The sequence below is a fragment of the Alteromonas sp. genome, from assembly GCF_984505615.1.
Window position 1 is genome coordinate 1 of sequence record NZ_CFHOXV010000053.1, and the last position, 22199, is coordinate 22199.

The 22199-nt window shown below is 50.5% G+C and carries 17 protein-coding genes; 9 read left to right on the forward strand and 8 right to left on the reverse strand.

The genetic code is table 11. The annotated features are described in order from the left end of the window. Positions 1 to 92 precede the first annotated feature (92 nt). From AC4PME_RS18850 to AC4PME_RS18865, 4 genes are all read right to left on the reverse strand, one after another. The gene (locus tag AC4PME_RS18850) at positions 93 to 1655 is read right to left on the reverse strand and encodes a sodium/sugar symporter (RefSeq protein ID WP_491046606.1); all 1563 of its coding nucleotides are present in this window, start codon (positions 1653 to 1655) and stop codon (positions 93 to 95) included. Between the two features lie 47 nt (positions 1656 to 1702). Continuing rightward, a complete protein-coding gene (galK, locus tag AC4PME_RS18855) occupies positions 1703 to 2845 on the reverse strand; it encodes a galactokinase (protein WP_119502887.1) in 1143 nt (380 codons plus the stop codon). Further along, entirely contained in the window at positions 2838 to 3890 is a 1053-nt protein-coding gene (locus AC4PME_RS18860; RefSeq protein WP_119503521.1) for a UDP-glucose--hexose-1-phosphate uridylyltransferase, read from the reverse strand. Before AC4PME_RS18860 ends, galK begins: the two co-directional genes overlap by 8 nt. A 111-nt stretch (positions 3891 to 4001) precedes the next feature. Continuing rightward, positions 4002 to 5057 (reverse strand): aldose epimerase family protein, encoded by a 1056-nt coding sequence (locus tag AC4PME_RS18865; RefSeq protein WP_119502888.1) that lies wholly within the window; start codon positions 5055 to 5057, stop codon positions 4002 to 4004. Between the two features lie 311 nt (positions 5058 to 5368). On the opposite strand from AC4PME_RS18865, the gene AC4PME_RS18870 reads away from it, so the two are divergent. From AC4PME_RS18870 to AC4PME_RS18885, 4 genes are all read left to right on the forward strand, one after another. Then, positions 5369 to 6379 carry a LacI family DNA-binding transcriptional regulator gene (locus AC4PME_RS18870; RefSeq protein WP_119502889.1) on the forward strand — a complete coding sequence of 337 codons (1011 nt, stop codon included), beginning with the start codon at positions 5369 to 5371 and terminating at the stop codon, positions 6377 to 6379. A 261-nt stretch (positions 6380 to 6640) separates the two neighbouring features. Continuing rightward, positions 6641 to 7123 carry an RDD family protein gene (locus AC4PME_RS18875; RefSeq protein ID WP_119502891.1) on the forward strand — a complete coding sequence of 161 codons (483 nt, stop codon included), beginning with the start codon at positions 6641 to 6643 and terminating at the stop codon, positions 7121 to 7123. Between the two features lie 85 nt (positions 7124 to 7208). Then, a complete protein-coding gene (locus AC4PME_RS18880; protein WP_491046605.1) occupies positions 7209 to 9059 on the forward strand; it encodes an SLC13 family permease in 1851 nt (616 codons plus the stop codon). Between the two features lie 108 nt (positions 9060 to 9167). Beyond that, positions 9168 to 10562 (forward strand): M28 family peptidase, encoded by a 1395-nt coding sequence (locus tag AC4PME_RS18885; RefSeq protein WP_119502893.1) that lies wholly within the window; start codon positions 9168 to 9170, stop codon positions 10560 to 10562. 56 nt (positions 10563 to 10618) lie between these two features. Here the strand turns inward: AC4PME_RS18885 and AC4PME_RS18890 are convergent, their stop codons facing one another. Both AC4PME_RS18890 and AC4PME_RS18895 read right to left on the reverse strand, forming a co-directional pair. After that, positions 10619 to 11488, reverse strand: coding sequence for an alpha/beta hydrolase (locus AC4PME_RS18890; RefSeq protein WP_119502894.1), 870 nt, complete (start codon positions 11486 to 11488; stop codon positions 10619 to 10621). Between the two features lie 129 nt (positions 11489 to 11617). Continuing rightward, positions 11618 to 12961: an MFS transporter gene (locus AC4PME_RS18895; RefSeq protein ID WP_119502895.1), complete on the reverse strand. Its 1344-nt coding sequence runs from the start codon at positions 12959 to 12961 to the stop codon at positions 11618 to 11620. 172 nt (positions 12962 to 13133) lie between these two features. Between AC4PME_RS18895 and uvrA the strand changes: the two genes are divergently transcribed. Together uvrA and AC4PME_RS18905 are read left to right on the forward strand one after the other, a co-directional pair. After that, positions 13134 to 15956: an excinuclease ABC subunit UvrA gene (uvrA, locus tag AC4PME_RS18900; RefSeq protein ID WP_491046604.1), complete on the forward strand. Its 2823-nt coding sequence runs from the start codon at positions 13134 to 13136 to the stop codon at positions 15954 to 15956. 182 nt (positions 15957 to 16138) lie between these two features. Beyond that, the gene (locus AC4PME_RS18905) at positions 16139 to 16621 is read left to right on the forward strand and encodes a DUF3299 domain-containing protein (protein WP_303572175.1); all 483 of its coding nucleotides are present in this window, start codon (positions 16139 to 16141) and stop codon (positions 16619 to 16621) included. A 23-nt stretch (positions 16622 to 16644) separates the two neighbouring features. On the opposite strand, the gene AC4PME_RS18910 is transcribed toward AC4PME_RS18905, so the two are convergent. Next, positions 16645 to 17352: a 2OG-Fe(II) oxygenase gene (locus tag AC4PME_RS18910; RefSeq protein ID WP_119502898.1), complete on the reverse strand. Its 708-nt coding sequence runs from the start codon at positions 17350 to 17352 to the stop codon at positions 16645 to 16647. Between the two features lie 3 nt (positions 17353 to 17355). Beyond that, entirely contained in the window at positions 17356 to 17763 is a 408-nt protein-coding gene (locus tag AC4PME_RS18915; RefSeq protein WP_119502899.1) for an acyl-CoA thioesterase, read from the reverse strand. Positions 17764 to 18216: 453 nt separating this feature from the next. Between AC4PME_RS18915 and AC4PME_RS18920 the strand changes: the two genes are divergently transcribed. The 3 genes from AC4PME_RS18920 to AC4PME_RS18930 are packed head-to-tail and all read left to right on the forward strand — an operon-like array spanning position 18217 to position 22095. Continuing rightward, a complete protein-coding gene (locus AC4PME_RS18920; protein ID WP_491046603.1) occupies positions 18217 to 18876 on the forward strand; it encodes a (2Fe-2S)-binding protein in 660 nt (219 codons plus the stop codon). Positions 18877 to 18885: 9 nt separating this feature from the next. Next, positions 18886 to 19866, forward strand: a complete 981-nt coding sequence (locus tag AC4PME_RS18925) for an FAD binding domain-containing protein (protein WP_491046602.1) — start codon at positions 18886 to 18888, stop codon at positions 19864 to 19866. Positions 19867 to 19875: 9 nt separating this feature from the next. After that, on the forward strand, positions 19876 to 22095 hold the full coding sequence (locus AC4PME_RS18930) for a xanthine dehydrogenase family protein molybdopterin-binding subunit (RefSeq protein ID WP_491046601.1): 2220 nt from the start codon (positions 19876 to 19878) through the stop codon (positions 22093 to 22095). Positions 22096 to 22199 lie beyond the last annotated feature (104 nt).

Genomic DNA, 22199 nt, shown 5'->3' on the forward strand with positions numbered 1-22199 from the left:
TTGCCTAACTCTAAGACTAGCTTAGAGGTGAGGCGGACCATCTAATTAAACCGCCCGGAGGCGGTTTTCAATTCATACTCACCGGCGATTTATTACCACCAGGTAATGTAGAACGCTGCAGTTACCAGTGTGATTGCAATGGCTGCGATATTGAAGCCGGAGGACGTCGCAAAGCTGACTTCACCCAGTTCAATAGCATTGTCGTGGTTGCCCTTTTTCTCAGACAGAGAAATCAGCACGGCCAGACCCACACACATCAAAAATACAATGCCTACACGGTCAATGAAGGGAACGTCAGGGAAGAACATACGGCCCGCAAGGCTGAAGAAGAACGACCCCAGCGCAGCAACCAGACCACCATTTGCTGTGGTTTTCTTCCAGAACATACCCAGTGCAAACAGGGCAACTATGCCCGGCGTGAAGAAGCCGGTGAATTCCTGAATATACTGGAATGCCTGATCAAAGTTACCCAGTAGCGGTTTAGCCACCAGCATAGCAATGATTAACGACACCAGACTGACAATACGGCCCACTTTCACATAGTGATTTTGTGGTTTATCCGGATTTTTAGGCTTGTAGAAATCCATGGTGAAGATGGTAGAAACACTGTTGGTCATTGATGCCAGTGAAGACACGATAGCCGCTACCAGTGCGGCGAAGATCAAACCTTTCAGACCAACCGGCATTAATGTCATCAGAGAAGGGTAAGCCTCATCAGCACGGTTCAGATCCGGCACCAGCATGACCGCAGCAATACCCGGTAACACCACAATCAAAGGCATCAGCAGTTTAAGGAATGCCGCAAACGCGATCCCTTTCTGCGCTTCTTTAACGCTTTTAGCAGCCAGAGTACGCTGAATGATGTACTGGTTAAAGCCCCAGTAAGACAGGTTCATGATCCACATACCGCCAATCAGTACAGAGATACCCGGCAAGCTCTTATAGTGCGGATTATCTTCAGAAAGAATCATATCGAATTTTTCCGGCAGACGGTTTGTGATATCAACAAATCCCTGAATCACACCGTTACCGTCACTGATCAGGTTCAGCGCCGTGTATGACAGGAACAGACCGCCCAGCACTAACAACACTACCTGGATGATATCGGTCATGGCCACAGCCTTCAGGCCGCCGTACAGTGAATAGGCCAGTGAAAACACGCCAAGGAACAACATACCGTACATCATGTCTACGCCGGCGATGGTATTAATAGCCAGCGCACCCAGCCACAATACAGCCGTGAGGTTCACGAATACGTATACTGCCAGCCAGAATACCGCCATAACGACACGCACACGGTGGTCATAGCGCTGTTCCAGGAACTGGGGCATGGTGTAAATTTTATGCTTCAGGAAGATTGGCAGGAAGAACTTACCTACAATCAGCAACGTTATGGCTGCCATCCACTCATAAGAAGCTATGGCTAAACCGATGGTATAACCAGAGCCGGACATTCCGATGATTTGTTCAGCGGAAATGTTAGCAGCGATCAATGATGCCCCAATCGCCCACCAGGGCAGGCTTGAGCCAGCAAGGAAGTAATCATTGGTATCCTTCTCATGGCCTTTCTCCTCGCGGGAGACCCACCATGCGATCCCAATAAGCGCGATGACATATATCACAAAGACTGTGATATCCAACGTCTCAATGTTCATATTATTTCCCAACAGAATGTTATTTTTATCAGAATGTCTTATGACAGTCAGGCAAACGCCCCCTGTTCAGCCGAGCAAATGTAAATGTTTTGTTTATACCCGGTCCGCGCATAATAATGTTTATTAACGGCTTCTTCTACCTGACTCAGCAGATTTTTTGGCACCAGTGCCACAACACAACCACCGAAGCCGCCGCCGGTCATCCGCACACCACCCTGCTGTCCGATAACGTCACTGACAATTTCTACCAGTGTGTCGATAGGTTTTACCGTGATCTCAAAGTCATCCCGCATGGAGGCATGTGAGGCAGCCATCAACTCACTGACGTCAGCAGTGCGATCTTCATTGAGCGCATCAAACATAGCCAGAGTACGGATATTTTCTGTGATGATATGCCGTGCACGGCGGTATACCACGTCTGTCATTTTATCTTTCGCGGCGTCCAGCATGGCCATACCGGCTTCCCGCAGGCTTTTCACACCCAGTGCTTCTGCAGCCGCTTCACACTGCTGACGACGCACATTGTATTCGCTGTCTACCAGCCCGCGTTTCACATTAGAGTTAATGATGACAATACTGTACTTGTCGGGGATTGGCGTATGCTGAATAGCCAGAGAACGGCAATCCAGCAACATGGCAGAATCTTTCTTGCCCATGGCTGAAATTAACTGGTCCATGATGCCGCAGGAGCAACCGACAAAGGTATTCTCCGCCTTCTGGCCGAGTAACGCAGCTTCGACCCCGTTTACGTCGAGGTTGTAAAGTGCCTTGAACATTTTCACAATCGCGACTTCAAATGACGCCGACGAACTTAATCCGGCGCCTTGTGGTACGTTGCCTGTCACCACCACATCAGCCCCTTTTAAATCAGGATAACGGGTCAGCAGCACCTTACATACACCGCGAATATAGTTCGACCAGGTCGCCTCTTTGACATGCTCAATGTTATCCAGAGAGAAAGTATTACGCTGACCGTCATAATCCAGCGCTACCACATCAATAACACGGTCATTTCTGGGCGACGCCGTGATCCAGGTACCAAAGTTAATTGCTGCCGGAAATACAAAGCCTTCATTGTAGTCAGTATGTTCGCCTATCAGGTTTACCCGGCCGGGAGCCTGTACAGTGACCGCAGGGGTGCTGCCGAAAGCCGCTTCAAAAGCGGAAATAAGTTGTGCGTTATCAGTCATGGCTTCGTGCCTTTTTATAGTGAACTTCCGGTAAATCTTTTAATCGTTGCGCTGCCTGCTCCGGGGTCAGATCCCGCTGGGCTTCAGCCATCATTTCATAACCCACCATGAATTTGCGTACCGATGCAGAACGCAGTAGCGGCGGGAAGAAATGCGCATGCAGTCCCCATTCGCCATGGGCTTTATTATCGAATGGCGCACTGTGCCAGCCCATAGAGTAAGGAAAAGAAGTCTCGAACAGGTTGTCGTAACGGGTGGTAATGTTGCCAATGATTTCAGCCAGGCTCTGTTGCTGGCCGGCGGTTAAAGCAAGCAGTGAATTGGCTTCAAAACGGGGTAACAGCAGTGTTTCAAACGGCCACGCTGCCCAGTACGGTACTACAACAGCCCAGTCATCATTTTTACAGACAACCCGTTCATCAGCCTCTGTTTCACGCTTCACGTAATCAAGCAATAAACTGGTGCCGTATTTTTCGGTATACGCCGTAAAGCGGGCTTGTTTCTTTTCCGCCAGCGTAGGTAAATGATGCTGTGCCCACACCTGACCATGGGGATGGGGGTTTGAACAACCCATCAGGGCACCTTTGTTTTCAAACACCTGGACCCAGGTGTAATCTGCACCCAGTTCTTCAGTTTGTTTAACCCAGCATTTCACCACGTCAAGACGCTCTGCGTCGCTGAGCTCAGGCAGGGTTTTACTGTGGTCGGGTGAGAAACAAATAACCCGGCTGCAGCCCTGTTCAGCCTGAAAAGTGAAAAGGGGATCATCGGATGACGCATCCGGCGTATCCTGTTGCAGGGCAGCAAAATCGTTCGTGAATACATAAGTACCGGTATACGCCGGGTTCAATTCACCGTTCACGCGGGTATTGCCGGGACACAGATAGCAGGTTTCGTCGTATTGCGGACGCTCTTCATTTGAAGGCGGTTCATTCTGGCCCTGCCACGGACGCTTTGCACGGTGGGGAGACACTAACACCCACTCTCCTGTCAGCGGATTAAACCGGCGGTGAGGATGGTCGGTCGGGTCAAATGCTGTTGTCATTGCTTCTCTCATTACTCTGCTACCTTCTTGTGCCTTAAGACCGCACAAATCAGGTAAACGTTTAACCTTTTAAAATAAATCTTTCCTGTGTAATCACAGGAAAGTGGGTAATTATTGCGTTGAAAAACCGTATTTTATGCGCGTTACATGGGCTTCCCCCGGCTCAACCCAGCCCAGAGGAAACGACGGCTGATTAGGCGTATCAGGAAATGCCTGCGGTTCCAGACACAGTGCACCGTCATCGGTAAACGTTGCAGTATCACCGGATGCGCCACTCAATCCGTTGGCGCTGTAAAACTGAATGCCCGGCGTGTTAGTCCATACCGTCATCACACGGCCGCTGGTTTCATCGACAACCTGCGCTGCAGGCTCATCTTCATCCGCAGGAAAAGTATCGAGCACAAAATTATGGTCGTACCCGCTGCCCGCGCGTATTTGCGCATCATCTGCGCCGATATCCTGACCAACAGGTTTTAATTTCCTGAAATCAAAAGGTGTACCGCTGACTTCCTGTAATTCTCCGGTTGGCACAAATTCAGGTCCCACCGGGGTAAATCTGCCGGCATTAATCATCACTTTATGGGCAAGCACATCACCGCTTCCGGCCAGATTGAAGTAGCTGTGACTGGTAAGACTTAACGGCGATTTCGCCGTACTGTTAACTGTCATCGTCAGCAGCACTTCGTTGTCGTTATTCAGCGCATAGACAGCTTCAATGTGCCGTGTGCCCGGAAAACCACCTTCCCCGTCAGCGCAATCCAGCGACAGGGTTAACGTAGCAACCGTATCATTACTGTCAGTGACCACCTGCCAGCACTTTTTGTTAATACCGGCGCTGGCGCTGTGTAAATTATTTGTGCCTGAATTCTGCTCCAGTTCGTACACCGTGTCGCCAATAGCAAAACGTCCGTTTGCAATGCGGTTAGCGTAAGGCCCGACGAGTGCCCCTAAAAAAGCGCCATCTTTAACGTAGTCGTCAATGCTTTCAAAACCGGCGACAACATTTGCGAAGTTACCGTCTCTGTCTGGCGCCAGAATAGCCGTGACAATGCCGCCATAGTTGGTGATCTTCACGGTCATTCCGTTGTCATTTGTCAGGGTAAACAAGCTGACGGGTTTGTCATTTACTTGTCCGAACGGGGCTTGAGTTATCTTTGGCAAAATCACATTCTCTGAAAATTGTTTCTGTAAGCCCTACTGTGCCTGAAATCCGGTCATTCACACAACGCTTACGTTAAACATTAACACATACGCAACAAATAGGGTATACGTTTTCCCTCTTTTTGAAAAGGCTCTGTTAAAGGATTTTTGCCTTTGTGAAAGCATTCGTCAGGATTTTTTTAATGCAATCGGTTGAAATATTCATAAGATAGACGGCAAATAAATGAAAACATTTACCCTTAATCCGGTGAGCTAAGCGTGATTTGGTAGAACAATTCCGCTGAGCAAACCTGTACAAGGGCCGCACTGGCTACACAATGGCAACTATAAAAGATATCGCTACCGCCGCGGGCGTGTCGCTGGCAACTGTGTCACGGGTTATCAATAACGGCCCCAAAGTAGGCGACGCCACACGGGAACGTGTGAAAAAAATCATGGAAGAAATGGGCTACCGGCCGAATGCCAATGCCCGCGCACTGGTAACAAAGCGCAGTGCATCTTTGGGCGTTGTGATCCCCGAATTTCATGATCCCTTCTTCGCCACCCTGGCTCATGGTATTGAAACCGTTACCCGTAAACAGGAAGTCCAGATCCTGCTCAGTGCCGGTTCCATTGAGCAGTCGACAGAACGCAGGGCAATTGAAACTTTGCTGGAACACCGGGTTGAAGCCATGGTGGTGCACAGCAAAGCGTTACCGGACGAAGAGATTATTCAGTTTGCGTCTCAGATCCCGGGGTTCATGCTGATAAACCGGTATATTCCTGAAATCGCCAACCGCTGCGTCTGGCTGGATAACGAAGCCGGCGGGCAGATCATGGCTGAACACATGATAAAACAGGGTCATAGCAAACTGGCAGTAATTTCAAGCCGTTATCAAATTGCTGATCCCGCCATGCGCTTACAGGGAATACGCAATGCGATGGCAGAATTCGGCCTTTCTGTTCCCGACAGTCATATTGAATATGGTACGCCGGATCAGGAAGGAGGCGAGCAGGCTGTGCAGAATTTGCTGGCAAGGGGGATCGAGTTTACCGGCATAATGGCCTACAACGACGCCATGGCTTCCGGCGCGATGTCTATGTTGCAGGATCACAACCTGGAGATTCCCGGGCAGGTGTCTGTGATCGGATATGATGACGTTCTGCTGGCAAAATACTGTCGCCCGAAACTTACCACTCTGCGCTACCCGATAGAAATGATGGCAGCCCGCGCCGCCGAACTGGCTTTGAGCTATGCCAGCGGGAATACAAAAACATCAGAAGACACTTATAAGTACACCCCGACTATTGTTAAACGGGAATCAGTGGGACGCCCGCCTTCAAGGTAAAGATCAGTCAAGATAGGTAAAGTCGCTCGAAAGCTGCTGAAAAGGGTGAAATGATAACTCCGACAGTCACCGGATTGTGGCTGTCAGGGAAAACCTGAAGCCCTGTAACCCCATTACCAGCGTTTTCATGGTTTCCTGCTCTCCTTTGCGAGAATACCTCGGGCGCTTCATGCGCCCTTTTTTTGTGGGCTTTTTGTTTTTTCTCCGATTCCCTGACATTATGTGCTCCTGGCATCACGCGGGAAAACATCAGGAGCATTCATGGCAGAATTTGAGGAAGTCACACAGGCAGCAACAGAAGAACGTCTGGCATCACGGGGAGAAAGGTTTGCTGCGGCTGTCATTGATATAGTGATTTCGATACTCGCATCCCTTCCGTTTTTCTTCTACACAGGCCTTGAAGCCCTCGAAAACCCCGATATGACATTAGTGGTCACCGGCCTTGTTTACAGCATTCTGATTTATATCGTGATTAACGGATATCTGTTGTTTCATTTCGGTCAAACGGTAGGAAAGCGTTTTTTGAATATCCGGATAGAAGATTTACAGGACCGTCAGGCTGGTTTAGGCCGTATTCTGCTGATGCGGTTCCTGCCGGTTCAGGTTGTCACCAACATACCTTTTATTGGCGGCATACTTGGCCTTATCAACATTGCATTTATCTTCAGGAAAGACCATCGCTGTGTTCATGATCATATTGCCGGCACCCGTGTATGCCGTGTACCGGATGAACTCAGGGTTTAATTGATCCTGCGCATATCAGGGTCTGTTCAGACAGGCACAGGCAGAGTAAGCTGAGAATTCTTTCATTCTCACACGGAATAAGCCTGTGTTTGCACTGGACGCATCCCTTCATGCCTGGTTTGTATTCGGACTGATAGCCCTGGCTGCAGCAGCCATGCTCAGCAATAAAGTGCGCTACGATTTTATTGCCATCGGAGTCATTTCAGCCCTTACCCTCAGTGGCATCATGTCTGCCCGCGAGGCGGTATCCGGCTTTGGCAACAGCGTGGTTGTACTGATTGCCGGTCTGCTGGTCATCGGTGAAATGCTGGATAAAACCGGCGTAGCCAGTATCACTGGCGACATCATTCAGTCTGCCGGCAAGAAGAGCAAACACGGCCTGCTGGCCATTATTATGCTTGCCAGCGCCTTTCTGAGTGCCATCATGAGCTCTACTGCGGTGGTGGCGATTTTCATCCCTGTCATTCTCGGTATCGCAAAACGCAATCAGCTGCCTGCGTCGTCACTGTTGCTGCCCATGTCATTCGCCGCACTGGTCTCAGGAATGCTCACACTGATTGCCACGCCGCCAAATCTGGTGATCAGCGCCAGGCTCAGTGAGTCCGGCTACGCGCCGTTAGGGTTCTTTTCCTTCTCGTTACCCGGCCTGCTCATTCTTGCTGCAACCATTATTTTTGTTGTCTTTGCAGGCCGTAAATTACTGCCACAGAACGATGCTGCGCAGGTTCCGGATATCTATCACCGGAAATTGGCGCATCTGATGGAAGATTACCGCAGCGACCGCGAGATCACTGATGTGATGATAAGCGCCAAAAGCGCACTGAACGGCGTGACTGTCGGGATGAGCGGACTCTATACCGGTTACGGCATCCGCATTATCGGCATTGCCCGCCATCAAAACGGACAACATCAGTATTTCACAGCGCCCCACGCCGGTTTTGTGCTATCGGAAAAAGATATTCTTCATCTTTCAGGCGCTCCTGAGCAACTTCACATAGCCTGTACTTCACTTCAGCTACAACCGGTAACACTGTCGGCAACGCAGAAACAACAGGAAAACTGGGAGCTTGGTGCAACAGCAGTGCTTATTCACCCGAATTCCCGGCTGGCAGGGAAAACAATTAAGGATGTGCGGTTCCGCGACCGCTATCATCTGGATGTCATTGGCCTTCGCCGCAATCAGCAAGCCATACCTGCTGCAGAAGATGTGCGGCTGGTCCCGTCTGACAGCCTGCTGGTGACCGGCGCCTGGAAAAACATTAAAGCGTTGGAAGATCAGAACCACGACTTCGTTGTCCTTGAACGGGCATCAGAAGGAGATGACGTTGCACCCGCTTATAAAAAAATGCCGCTGGCACTCACTATTGTTGCCGCGATGGTGTTGATTTCGCTGTTCGATGTCATGCCACTGGTCATCGCCGTTCTGATGCTGGTAGCGGTGGCAGTAACAGGGCGGTGCTTATCTGCTGAAGAGGCTTACAGGGCGATACACTGGCAGTCTCTGGTGCTGATTGCCGGCATGCTTCCCCTTGCCACAGCCCTGGATACCAGCGGCGGAACGAAAATGATTGTCGATATGTTGATGACACTGGCGGGAGGAAAAGATCCGCAAGTACTGCTGGTGATGCTATTTTTTATCACCGTGGTACTTACCAACTTTCTTTCTAATACCGCATCAGCGGTACTGATGGCCCCGATTGCCATTACTGCTGCAGAACAGGCAGGAGTATCTCCCTATCCGCTGGCAGTGACGGTATTGTTTGCTGCCTCTGCGGCATTTCTAACCCCTGTGGCCTCCCCGGTGGTCACGCTTGTGGTTGAGCCGGGCCGTTACCGTTTTATCGATTTCATTAAGCTGGGCACACCGCTTCTTCTGATAGTTTTCGCAGTCACATACTGGTTTGTCCCTCTGGTGTTTCCCTGGCAGGGTAACTGAGCCCTTTAATCCTTTGCATTGCCGTAACGGTCGTAAATGCCGTGAATTGCGAACACAACAGGCGTTAAAGTAGGGTTCTCAACCCGCTTCCGCTAAACAGGAACAACAATGAAAAATAAAACCCTGCTGGCACTGCTAACCGGTGCCTGTTTCGCGCTTCCTCTGCAAAGTCAGGCAGTCACTGACGATCAGAAAGTCATTCTGGATTTATTACAAACCAATGCAAGACAGGACAATCTGTCTTATCAGATCATCGAATCTCTGACCACAGAAGTCGGCCCCAGACTGGCCGGGACACCCGGTTCTGAAAAGGCTGTCGTGTGGGCTCAGGACACCATGAAGCGCCTGGGTTTCGATAAAGTATGGATTGAAGAAAGCAAGGTTCCCCTGTGGACCCGCGGCGATTTAACCGCGTCAATTTCAGCCCCCTACCCCCATAAAGTCACAGCGCTGGCACTTGGCGGCAGTGTGGGAACAGACGGTAAACCCCTTGAAGCTGAAGTTGTCCGGTTTGCTACGCTGGACGCACTGAAAGCCGCCAAGCCCGGTTCTCTTGACGGCAAAATAGCCTATGTAGCTTACCGCATGGAACGCCACAAAGACGGACACGGCTACGGTAAAGCCGTTGGTGCCAGAGTAGCCGGTGCATCTATTGCAGCTGAAAAAGGCGCTGTAGCATTTCTGTTACGCTCGGTGGGCACCGATGACAACCGACTGGCTCACACCGGGGTGATGCAATACGAAGAAAACATTAAACGCATTCCTGCTGTGGCGATTTCAAATCCCGACGCAGATTTACTGGATAATATGCTGACCCGTGATGAGCCGGTCATGTTTTCCCTCAATACGTCTGCCAGCGGGCCTACGGGCCGCGTAGCGACCATCGCCAATGTTATCGGCGATGTGACCGGCAGTGAACACCCTGAAGAAGTTGTCACGCTGGGTGCGCACCTGGACAGCTGGGATGTGGGCACCGGCGCCATTGATGACGGTATCGGCATTGGCATTACGCTGGCGACAGGCCATTACATTGCTGAATTACCACAGCGTCCGGCCCGCACTGTACGGGTAATTCTGTTTGCTGCTGAAGAAATCGGACTCTATGGAGCTAAAGATTATGTTGTGCAGCATAAGAATGATATGGATAAGCACGTCATTGGCGCAGAGTGGGATTTTGGTAACGGCGCTATTTACGAACTGACTCCGGGCGTGGGCACACAGGCACTGTCTGAAGTGCGTGACTTTGCTGAATACCTTGCACCTTACGGTGTGGGAATGTCAGACAAAAACGACGCTAAGGGCCAGTCGGACATGAGCGCACTGGGCGAAGCCGGTCAGCCGGCGATTAACTTCTCTCCGGACGGCAGTGATTATTTCGACTACCACCACACTGAGAACGATACGCTGGATAAAGTTGAGCCGGAAGCACTGAAGGTAAATACCGGGATCTTCAGCGCCTTCGCATTCTGGGCTGCAACCTCAGAAACCAACTTCAGAAAATAGCCTGAAACGAAAAAGAGCGGCCATGCCGCTCTTTTGCCTGTTGCGCCGCGTAGTCTTTATCTGCCGGACTTCAGCGAGCGCACGAACATCCGGTACTGCCCTTTCACATCGGGATATGTCATAGACTTGTTGTGCTTACCGCCCGGTACAACGTAAATCCACTTATCCATGCTGGGTGACACTTCATACAACTCCCGGCTGAACGTGATCGGCGTAGTACGGTCTTTGTCTCCTACCACCAGGAAAAGCGGCTTATCAAACTGACGGATAAAATCATCGTTTTCGATAATCGCCAGTTCCGGAGACACTTTCAGAAAGGTGAATGTTTTAGTCCAGTCCGGCACCATGTTCTGCACAACATCATTCACTTTGTTAATTGCACTATCGAGCACCAGACCGTCGATGTCCCGCTTCACCGCTACATAGCTGGCGAAAATGGTCCCCATGGAAATGCCGTGTACCACCGTGGGTAAATCATTGGCGAACACTTCTTTAGCGTAATCGTAAACCAGCAGAGAATCCCGTTTGAGATTGTACATTCTTGCTCTTTTGGCCTTATCGCTGGCCCCCGTGCCCTGATAATCTACCCACAACACATTCGCCGGCAGCTTTCCAAACTCGTGCAACAGCGCTGAATTTTTACTGATGGTCATGCCATTGTCAGCAAACAATACAACGTTGACGATAGGGTCCGGATACGCCACAGCCACACCTTTAAGTGTCAACTCTTCACCATTCACGATTTCTACCGTAGTAATGGTCATCGCCGCTTCATCTTTATTCACAGCCTGACTCAGTGCAGTGGTATCAAGGCCGGACGCGGACGCATCCTGATGCAGGAAACTGGAGGAACTGACATCAATAGCACAGCCCGAAAGCTGAAAAACACATGCCAGCAAAAGAAAATTACGAACCAATCTGAACACTTAACTCTACGCTCATTTAACTATCAGGGACATTACAGCAGAATACATTACAGTAATCCGTTGCCGCCGCATAGTAATCAGGATACGGCAGCAACGGAAATCAGGATGAATACCGGAACACCTGAAACATCAGGCGTATTTTGCCAGCAGCGCCCGCGCGGCCGACGTATCAAATGCTTTGGTGATTTTCAGATAAACTGCACTTTCCTCACGGGAAGCCACCACTTCATGGACACCTTCCAGTTTATGCAGTTCAGTTTCCAGTACCGCAGGATCAACTTTATCGAATGATACCTGCATGGAAAGCCGCTTCAGCTTCATCACTTCTTTCAGGCCAAACAATATGACCATCCAGACACATGCACCAATAGCGCCTGCGAGGTAGGCGGTTTTAGGTGTCCAGATGTCAGTCACAACGCCGGACAAGACACCGCCCAGAAACGCCCCGAAGAACTGAAAGCTGGCATAAATGCCCATTGCACTGCCCTTTTGACCGGCCGGAGCAATAGTAGAGACCAGTGCCGGCAGGCTGGCTTCCAGATAATTAAACCCGGTAAAAAACAGGATGACTGCGGCAAACACGACCCACATGTGGTGGTCCTGCATATTCAGCATCAGAAAAGCGGTCATCATCAACGCTGCAGCGGTAATCACCACGGATTTCGGCGTTTGTCCCCGGCTGATCCCCATCAGCACTATCAGACCGATAATCGACACGGCTAATACCGGTAAATAAATCGTCCAGTGGCTCTCCAGTGTCATATCAAACTGAGTCAGAGTAATGGGCAATTGAACAAACAACAGGGTTATCATCATATGTAACGCCATCACGCTGATATTCAGTCGCCAGAGCTGGGGTGAAACAAACAGAGATTTGATTTCAGACACATGCGGAAGGGTATCTCCGCTGGCGCTGATACTGACATCAGGCACCACCCATTTGACCAGCGGCATACAACAAATAGCAAGCACACCGGTGACACCAAATACGCCGGACAGTCCCCAGTTCTGGGCAATTAAGGGACCGACCAGTACCGCGAGATAGAATGAGAAGCCAATGGCAATGCCAATGACAGCCATGACTTTGGCACGCTGGGTTTCCCGGCTCACGTCAGTGGCCAGCGCCATAATTGCACCGGCAATAGCACCCGCCCCCTGCAAGATGCGTCCTGCAATCATCATCACCATGCTGTCGGCTGATGCGGCAATAAAAGAGCCGGCAGCAAAAATACACAGTCCGAGCAGAATAACCGGTTTGCGGCCCCAACGGTCTGACATCATGCCCATGGGAATTTGCAGCGCTGCCTGAGTCAGTCCGTAACCACCTATCGCCAGACCCACCAGCAAAGGTGAATAATCAGGGTAATCCATCGCCGCCACGGCCAGCACGGGCATGACCATAAACAGCCCCATCATGCGCAATACATATACCAGCGCCAGTGCTAATGCGGCGCGAACTTCAAGTGCGTTCAAGTGTGTTCCCGTGCTTCTCTTTCTCAGGCCGCGAAGTGTAACACAAATCCAACATTCGCCCAGTGTCTGATAATGCTCCGGGTGTGATCCCACTAATAACTTAAACGTAGTTAATGATTAATTTTCGTGCCCGTTGTGGCATACTTTCTCTTTTGGCAATTCTCAGGCTTCAATGGATAAAATCGAAATTCGCGGTGCCCGCACCCACAACCTTAAAAACATCGATTTAACCCTTCCCAGAGACAAACTTGTTGTGATTACGGGTCTGTCTGGCTCCGGTAAATCCTCATTAGCATTCGACACACTGTACGCTGAAGGTCAGCGACGTTATGTTGAATCATTGTCGGCGTATGCCCGTCAATTTTTATCAATGATGGAAAAACCGGACGTGGATCATATCGAAGGGTTGTCACCGGCCATTTCCATTGAACAGAAGTCGACATCGCATAACCCCCGCTCAACCGTTGGTACCATTACAGAAATTTATGATTACTTACGTTTAATGTTTGCGCGGGTCGGTACACCACGTTGTCCTGATCACGATGTACCGCTGGACGCCCAGACTATCAGTCAGATGGTAGATAAAGTGCTGTCTATGCCTGAAGGTACCAAGCTGATGCTGCTGGCACCGGTGATTCAGGAACGGAAAGGTGAGCACGTCAAAACATTGCAGAATCTTGCTGCGCAAGGCTTTATCCGGGCCCGCATCGACGGCGAAGTGTGTGATTTATCCGATCCACCCGAACTGGATTTGCGCAAGAAGCACACCATTGAAGTGGTGGTCGACCGGTTTAAAGTGCGGGACGATCTGCAACTTCGTCTGGCAGAGTCCTTTGAGACAGCACTGGAACTGGCTGGCGGAAATGCCAAAGTCGCTTATATGGATGAACCGGACGCGGACGAAATCATGTTCTCCGCAAATTTTGCCTGTCCCCACTGTGGTTACAGTTTAAGTGAACTGGAGCCACGGTTGTTCTCATTTAACAATCCTGCCGGTGCGTGCCCCACTTGTGACGGACTGGGAACAAGACAGTTCTTCGATCCGGTTCTGGTGGTCTCGAATGATGAACTGAGTTTATCCGGCGGCGCGATCCGTGGCTGGGATAAACGAAGCTACTACTACTTTCAGATGCTGCAAGCTGTCGCCGATGCCTACAAATTCAGCCTTACAGCGCCTTTCAGCGAGCTCTCTGACGAGGCCCGTGATGTGGTGCTGTACGGTTCGAAAGGTAAGTCACTGAATTTCAAGTACATTAACGAGCGCGGCGATGTGATGGAGCGCAAGCATCCGTTCGAAGGCATCATCCCGAATATGGAACGTCGCTACCGTGAAACTGAGTCCAATGCAGTCAGGGAAGAACTGGCTAAAAACCTGAGTCAGCAACCCTGTAACAGCTGCGGCGGAACACGACTGCGTACGGAAGCGCGAAACGTATTTATTGAAGGCACCAATCTGCCGAAAATCGCAGATATGTCTATCGCCGACGCCTTTAATTTCTTTGAAACACTGAGTTTGAGCGGGCAGAAAGCGCAGATTGCCGAGAAGATTTTGAAAGAAATTCTCGACCGCCTGGGCTTCCTGGTAAACGTAGGTCTGAATTACCTGTCTATGTCCCGCAGTGCCGACACCCTTTCAGGCGGTGAAGCACAACGTATCCGTCTGGCCAGCCAGATTGGCGCCGGACTTGTCGGCGTTATGTACGTACTCGATGAACCTTCCATCGGTCTGCACCAACGTGATAACGAACGTCTGTTGAAGACGCTCACGCACCTTCGGGATTTAGGTAACACTGTATTGGTTGTTGAGCACGATGAAGATGCTATCCGCGAGGCGGATTACATTGTTGATATCGGCCCCGGCGCTGGTGTTCATGGTGGTCAGGTCATTGCTGCCGGCACCATGCAGGACATTCTTGACAGTGAAGACTCACTTACCGGCAAATATCTGTCTGGTCGTGAGAAAATTGAAGTACCGGAAAAGCGCAACAGTGCGAAAGATGATAAATGGTTAACGCTGAAAGGTGCCTCAGGCAACAACCTGAAAGATGTAACCCTGAAGATCCCGGTTGGCGTGATGACCTGTGTTACCGGTGTATCGGGTTCAGGCAAATCGACGCTGATTAATGATACCTTCTTTAAAATTGCGCACCGCGAACTGAACAAAGCCACTACATCTGAGCCGGCTCCTTACAAAACCATGGAAGGGCTGGAAATGATGGATAAAGTGGTCGACATCGATCAGAGCCCGATTGGCCGTACGCCCCGCTCGAATCCGGCCACTTATGCAGGCATTTTTACGTCCATCCGTGAATTGTTTGCCGGTACACAGGAAGCCCGTTCACGGGGTTACAAAGTGGGCCGCTTCAGCTTTAACGTAAAAGGTGGCCGCTGTGAAGCCTGTCAGGGCGACGGTGTCATTAAGGTAGAAATGCACTTCCTGCCAGACGTATACGTGCCATGTGATGTATGTAAAGGCAAACGGTACAACCGTGAAACGCTGGAAATTCAGTATAAGGCGAAGAACATCCACGAAGTGCTGGAAATGACGGTGGAAGAGGCCAGAGAGTTCTTTGACGCCATTCCTGCCATAGCCCGTAAGCTGCAAACACTGATTGATGTAGGCTTGTCATATGTGCGTTTAGGCCAGGCTGCAACAACGCTGTCAGGTGGTGAAGCGCAACGGGTGAAGCTGGCAAAAGAATTGTCGAAGCGGGACACCGGCCAGACACTTTACATTCTGGATGAGCCGACCACCGGTCTGCATTTCCATGATATTAAACAGTTGCTGGCTGTACTGCACCGCTTGAGAGATCATGGCAACACAGTCGTGGTAATTGAACACAATCTGGATGTTATCAAAACCGCTGACTGGCTGGTCGACCTTGGCCCCGAAGGCGGTTCAGGGGGCGGTCAGATCATCGCAGAAGGTACACCGGAAGACATTGCTAAAGCGAAGCAGTCTCATACCGGCCGTTTCCTGAAGCCGATGCTGTAAAAAACAGCTTCTCTCAAAAGCGGCGTGATCCGTTAAGGACATGCCGCTTTTTTGTATCTTTCGTCTATCAGGCATCAGCCATCGCCGAACGGCACTTTCCCCTTCAGGGATCCGTGCGATAATAGTATCTGTATCCTGAAATGCTGCCTCCGGCGACACAGTAATAACGACAAGAGTGAACTATGGCTTTATCACACAAAATCACCGTAATGCTAACCCTGATCATGTCTGTCATGGCAATGCCAGCACTGGCAAACGAACCTGAAGAGGTTTACTGGGAAGATTTGGTCCCGCCGGGCTTTAACGAACTCGCTCCGCCGCCGGTTGCCAGCCACGAAAGCACCATGGCGCAATTGCAGCCCGATGCCCCTGTGGTTGAAAAGTACAATGACAAGCTGGTTAAAATTCCGGGATTTGTGGTGCCGCTTGAAGGTACTGACGAACTGACCACAGAATTTTTACTGGTTCCCTATTTCGGTGCATGTATTCACGTTCCGCCACCGGCATCCAACCAAATCGTTCATGTGACCTTTGAAAAAGGCGTCGCCATCGAAGATTTATACGACGCCATCTGGGTAACCGGCACCCTTTCTACCGAAGGTTGGAAAGGTGACATCGCCTCAGTAGGTTACCGTATGACAGGAGTCTCAGTGGCGGCGTACTGATATCACAGAATAAGCCGGATAAATTACTGCGTATAGATTTGTTCAGCGCGGTTGAACAACATCCATGAAGTGAGTATGTACTTATCATTACTCACCGGAATATTGCCCCGGTGAGTGTGAGTAAAGTGGGCGGGTGCTATGACCATTCTGCCCGCTTTTGGCTTGATACTTTTTCCCTGATAGTAAAAATCCGTTTCCCCGCCTTCTTCTACATCATTTAAGTAAAACATAAACAGCATAACGCGGTGCAGGGCATCGTTGTGTTGAAGTTGCGGATAGACTTCTGAATGCCAGTACGGGTAACCCCCTTCTGCGGCTTTATAGCGCTGGGTATTGATATCCCCGATCCTGAACAAATAATTCACCATATTGGCCAGATTCGGGCGCCCCACTTCCGCATAGTTGTCGCCGGTAAGCTTCACCGGTTGCCCGGTTTGCGGATGTCTCACTGTAAGGCCAATGGGCCCCACCAGCGCAAAGAAATACTCATCAATATACTTTAACAGTTCATTTCCCGTCTTCGTCATTACCTCTTTGTGAAAGGGTTGGAATACAGGATCCTGAGTGAAGGAAACATCTGTGCTGCGCTTTTTATCAGTATCAATCCCTCCGCCGGTTTTGCCGGGAGCAAGGTTGGCGCTGCCATCAAATGCAGCGATGATATCTTTACATAGCTCCGGTGACAGTACATCGTCTGTTACCGTAATAAAATCTGTGTCTTTTCCGTACATCGGCTAGTCCTTCAACCAATTCTGCATCTTTTCCCTTACTGCATCAGGAACAGGTTCGGCTTTTTGCGTGTTGTAATTGAAATGCACCATGGTGGTCGTTCCCGTTGCGCAGTGCTCACCCTCCTGCCAGATCTCCTGATACACATCAAAAGAACTGCTCCCCAGACGCCCTACCCATGTTTTCACGGTGACGGATTTTCCGTAATAAATTTGCTTCAGAAAGTCGACCTTGTAGCTGGCCAGAATCAGTGGCCAGGCGGTTAAGTCCAGATCTGGTACAAACAGCCGGAACAGAGGATCTCTTGCGGCTTCCAGCCATCCCACATGCACGGTGTTACCCACGTGACCAAGCCCGTCGGTTTCATAAAAGCGTACGTCAAATGTCGTTTCCATAGGTTCGGTTTTTGTCATCGTTATTCGTCCTGTCGTTGTATTGAGGAAACATACCCAGCATACCTGTTCGTCACTGCCGGCTAAAGAGCACACTGAAAACTAATATCAGTAAACCATCCGTTTCTGTACATCACAGCAGACACAAGTACCGTCAGTTTCTGTGAATGAAAAGCACCACAAATTGCGGAATTATCACGCGGATAAAGATCAATGAATCATTAAACTTTCGCCTATTAGTTCTCTTCATCAATTCCTAACAAGCTGATTTTCATAAACTAAAATAATGAGAGCGGGTCTGTCCCGCCCTTTCCATCTGCACAGGTTGATCTCAGCCATACACCGTCCCCGTAGGCATGTGGACCGTTACAGTGAAAGTTTATGCATCAGTTCACCATTCCACACTGAGTTTTTCTTTTGAATTTCACTGGCATTTATGCACCACCCTCACCACAGACCGAACAGGAGTGATCCATGGCACAAGATAAGTTGAAGCCATATCAGAAAAACGGAGAAGTTTTTAAAAGCAGCACGGCATCCCGTTCACGCCGTAACTTCCTTAAGGGCGTTGGCGTATCCGGCGTTGCCGTAGCGGCAAGTGGCTGCGCAGCCAGAAGTGCCTCAGCTCCGGTATCAGCCATTGAAGAGAATGACCCGGAAGCGCTGTCGAAAGTAGCTATCACCCTTAAGATCAACGGTGAAACCCGGAAAATGAAAGTACAACCTAATGCAGTGTTGCTGGATGTACTTCGTGACGACCTGCAACTGACTGGTACCAAGAAAGGCTGTGACCACGGTCAGTGCGGTGCCTGCAACCTGCATGTGAACGGCAAAGTCATTAACAGCTGTTTGAGTCTGGCGGTGATGCACGATGGCGATGACATCACCACCATCGAAGGATTATCAGAAAATGGTGAGATGAGTGCGGTGCAAAAAGCCTTTCACGAAAATGATGCCTTTCAGTGCGGCTACTGTACTGCCGGACAGATGATGACCGCAGATTATGTGATTCGCAGTGATGATATTCCGGCCAGTCCTGAAGCCTGGCGGGAAGCCATGAGTGGCAACATCTGCCGGTGTGGTGCGTACAAGAATATTCTTTCTGCTATGCAGCAAGCCAGCAAACACGTGTAAGGAGGCATCATGCGACAATTTTCTTATATCAGAGCAGAAAATGCTGCACAGGCAGTGAAGGCAAAGGCGACACAAGCCAATGCGTTTCTGGCCGGCGGCTCGACCCTTATTGACCTGGTGAAGCTGGATGTAATGCAGCCTGATACCCTGGTGGATATCAACAGCCTGCCCCTGTACGACATTGAAAAATTAAAAGACAGGCGGCTTAAAATTGGCGCACTGGTCACCAACAACGACCTTGCCTGGCATCCTGAGGTGAAATCGCATTACGCTGTTTTATCAGAAGCCTTGCTCTCCGGAGCTTCAACATCTTTACGTAATAAAGCCACTACCGGCGGCAACGTGATGCAAAAAGTACGCTGCCCGTACTACCGCGACGGCGTATCACCCTGTAACAAGCGGGCGCCGGGTAGCGGTTGCTCAGCCATAGAAGGCAATAACCGTTCTGTTCATGCAGTGCTGGGCACCAGCGAACACTGTATTGCCAGCCATCCGTCAGACATGTGTGTGGCGATGGCCGCCATTGGTGCCACGATTTTAGTATCCGGCCCCGAAGGAGAGAGGGAAATTCCTTTTACCGACTTTCATTTGCTACCGGGCAGCAGTCCGGACAAAGAGCACGATCTGGCCCCGGGCGAACTCATCACCCACGTAATTTTAGACAAGCCCTTGCCGGATAACCGGTCACACTACCTGAAACTGAGAGACAGAGCGTCTTATCAGTTTGCGCTGGCATCCAGTGCCGTAATTGTGTCCCTCTCGGGCTCAACCATCAGCGACGCCCGCATTGCGATGGGCGGAGTAGGTACAAAACCCTGGCGTGCCTATGAGGCAGAGCAATCGTTGAAAGGTAAAACACCGTCTCAGTCGGCGTTTGAGAAGGCAGCAGCTATCGCCTTTGCGGCAGCCAAGCCCCAGTCTCAGAACGGGTTTAAAATTCCACTGGGACAACAAGCGATTGTCCGCAGCCTTAAAACCATCACCGCGTAGGAGGACACCATGACTATTGACTTAAATGCCAGCGACATCATGGGCGCCGCCCTTCCCCGCGTTGACGGACCGGATAAGCTGACCGGACGGGCAAAATATTCTGCCGATAACCATCTGCCCGGCATGCTTTACGGCTACGGTGTGTACAGCACTATCGCTAAGGGAAAAATCACATCCCTCGATACCTCGGCGGCCAGACAAATGCCGGGAGTCGTAGATGTGTTTCACCACAACCACTTTACAGACAAGCTTTACCATGTGCCTGCGAACATGGCCAAGGGGCTTAAAGTCGATGAGAGCCGTCTGCCATTTGAAGATGACACCATCTATTATGCCGGTCAGCTTGTCGCTTATGTTGTGGCGAACAGCTTTGCGAAAGCCCGCGAAGCCGCATTGAAGGTGAAAGTCACCTATTCAGAAGCTCAATCTGTGACCTCTATAAAACAGGCCAGAACGGCAGGTGTGTCTCCCATAGAGCAGAAACCTTCAGAGAAAAGCCGTGGAGACGCAGAGGCAGCCTACACCCAATCGGCGTATAAGCATGAAGCGGTTTACACCACACCTTTTGAAACCCACAACCCTATGGAAATGCATGCCACAGCGGCGCAATGGGAAGACGGCAAACTGGTGGTTTATGAAGCCACACAAGGCGTGACATTCAGCCGTAACACCCTTGCAAGGGTATTTGGTCTGGTTCCTGAGAATGTCGTGGTGCGTACGCCGTTTTTAGGCTCAGGATTCGGTGGTAAGTTGTTTACCTGGCCCCATTGTATAGCTACAGCGGCAATCTCACGGGAAGTAGGTAAGCCGGTACATTTCATGGTCCCCAGAGCGCAGATGTTTACCACCACAGGCCACCGGTCTGCCACAGAGCAAACCTTTAAAATCAGTGCCGATGCTGAGGGTAATCTGACGTCTATGACTCAGCATACGCTTAACAGCACATCAGAAATTGATATACGGGTGGAAACCGCCGGCCGTACCGCGCCGATTTTTTATAAATGCCCCAATGTGGATATTGCCAACAGCGTAATTCAGATGAACACTGGCAGCCCTGCCGCCATGAGGGCGCCGGGTGCCGCGCCGGGCATCTTTGCGCTGGAATCAGCCATGGACGAACTGGCTGTGGCGATGAATATGGATCCGCTGACCTTACGCCGGAAAAACTTCACTGACCGTAATCAGGTAGAAGACTTACCCTGGTCTGATATCAACATCTTAGAAGCCTACGACAAAGGCGCGGCTAAATTCGGCTGGGATAAACGCAATCCGGAACCGGGTTCTATGCGCGATGGTAAAGACATCCTTGGCTGGGGTGTAGCAGCATGTGCCTGGGATGCGATGAAATCATCCAGCAAAGCCAGGGTTTCCTTCTTAGCTAATGGTAAAGTACGCGTGTCTTGTGCGGTGCAGGACATTGGTACCGGCACGTACAATGTCATGGCCCAGACCGTATCTGCCGCTACAGGCATACCGGTGGAAAAAGTAGAGGTCAAAATCGGTGATTCTGACTTAGTGGCCGGCCCGCTTTCCGGTGGCTCATGGGCAACAGCCAGTTTGCTTCCGGCAGTGAAGCAAGCCTGTGAGAATGCCATATCTGAACTGAAAACCTATGCGGTGATGGACAAGTCTCCTTTTGCCGGTGAAAGTGAAGAAGACCTTACATTTAGAAACGGGCAACTTTCTTCGCAATCAGGCACCGCGCGGTCGTTCAGCGACATCCTCAAGGCCATTAAGGCAGGAAGCGCGGAAGGCGAAGGCAGTACCGATGGCGCTATGAAAGAAGGGTATTCCAGCCGGGTATTCGGCGCTCACTTTGTGGAAATTCGCTGGGATCCTGAAATCGCCGACTTACGGGTATCCCGTGTCGTTAGTGCCATTGATGTAGGCAAAATTGTTAACCATAAGACAGCAGCTAACCAGGTTGAAGGTGCCATTGTGATGGGTATCGGCATGGCGATGTTTGAACACACCGAATATGACGAGCGGACCGGCCGCCCAATTAATAACAATATCGCGGAGTATCTGATGCCTGTTCACGGTGATATGCCTGATGAGCTGGAGGTAATATTCCTCGATAAGCCCGACTACAACTTCAGTGAAGTGGGCGCAAAGGGCCTCGGAGAAATAGGCATCACCGGCCTCGCTGCCGCAATAGCCAACGCGGTTTATCATGCAACAGGTAAACGGGTCAGGGAATTGCCCATCACCCTTGAGAAGCTGATGTAACTACAGAACAAATAAAGGCGCTAATCAGCGCCTTTTGTTTGCTTAAATTCCGCAAATCAATCTTTATGGTCATGGTCATGGTCATGGTCATGGTCATGGTCATG

Bases quoted from the DNA above. Each gene is read 5' to 3' on its own strand.
- AC4PME_RS18850 (WP_491046606.1), bottom strand. From the start codon at position 1,655: ATGAACATTGAGACGTTGGATATCACAGTCTTTGTGATATATGTCATC.
- galK (WP_119502887.1), bottom strand. From the start codon at position 2,845: ATGACTGATAACGCACAACTTATTTCCGCTTTTGAAGCGGCTTTCGGC.
- AC4PME_RS18860 (WP_119503521.1), bottom strand. From the start codon at position 3,890: ATGACAACAGCATTTGACCCGACCGACCATCCTCACCGCCGGTTTAAT.
- AC4PME_RS18870 (WP_119502889.1), top strand. From the start codon at position 5,369: ATGGCAACTATAAAAGATATCGCTACCGCCGCGGGCGTGTCGCTGGCA.
- AC4PME_RS18875 (WP_119502891.1), top strand. From the start codon at position 6,641: ATGGCAGAATTTGAGGAAGTCACACAGGCAGCAACAGAAGAACGTCTG.
- AC4PME_RS18885 (WP_119502893.1), top strand. From the start codon at position 9,168: ATGAAAAATAAAACCCTGCTGGCACTGCTAACCGGTGCCTGTTTCGCG.
- uvrA (WP_491046604.1), top strand. From the start codon at position 13,134: ATGGATAAAATCGAAATTCGCGGTGCCCGCACCCACAACCTTAAAAAC.
- AC4PME_RS18905 (WP_303572175.1), top strand. From the start codon at position 16,139: ATGGCTTTATCACACAAAATCACCGTAATGCTAACCCTGATCATGTCT.
- AC4PME_RS18910 (WP_119502898.1), bottom strand. From the start codon at position 17,352: ATGTACGGAAAAGACACAGATTTTATTACGGTAACAGACGATGTACTG.
- AC4PME_RS18915 (WP_119502899.1), bottom strand. From the start codon at position 17,763: ATGACAAAAACCGAACCTATGGAAACGACATTTGACGTACGCTTTTAT.
- AC4PME_RS18920 (WP_491046603.1), top strand. From the start codon at position 18,217: ATGGCACAAGATAAGTTGAAGCCATATCAGAAAAACGGAGAAGTTTTT.
- AC4PME_RS18925 (WP_491046602.1), top strand. From the start codon at position 18,886: ATGCGACAATTTTCTTATATCAGAGCAGAAAATGCTGCACAGGCAGTG.
- AC4PME_RS18930 (WP_491046601.1), top strand. From the start codon at position 19,876: ATGACTATTGACTTAAATGCCAGCGACATCATGGGCGCCGCCCTTCCC.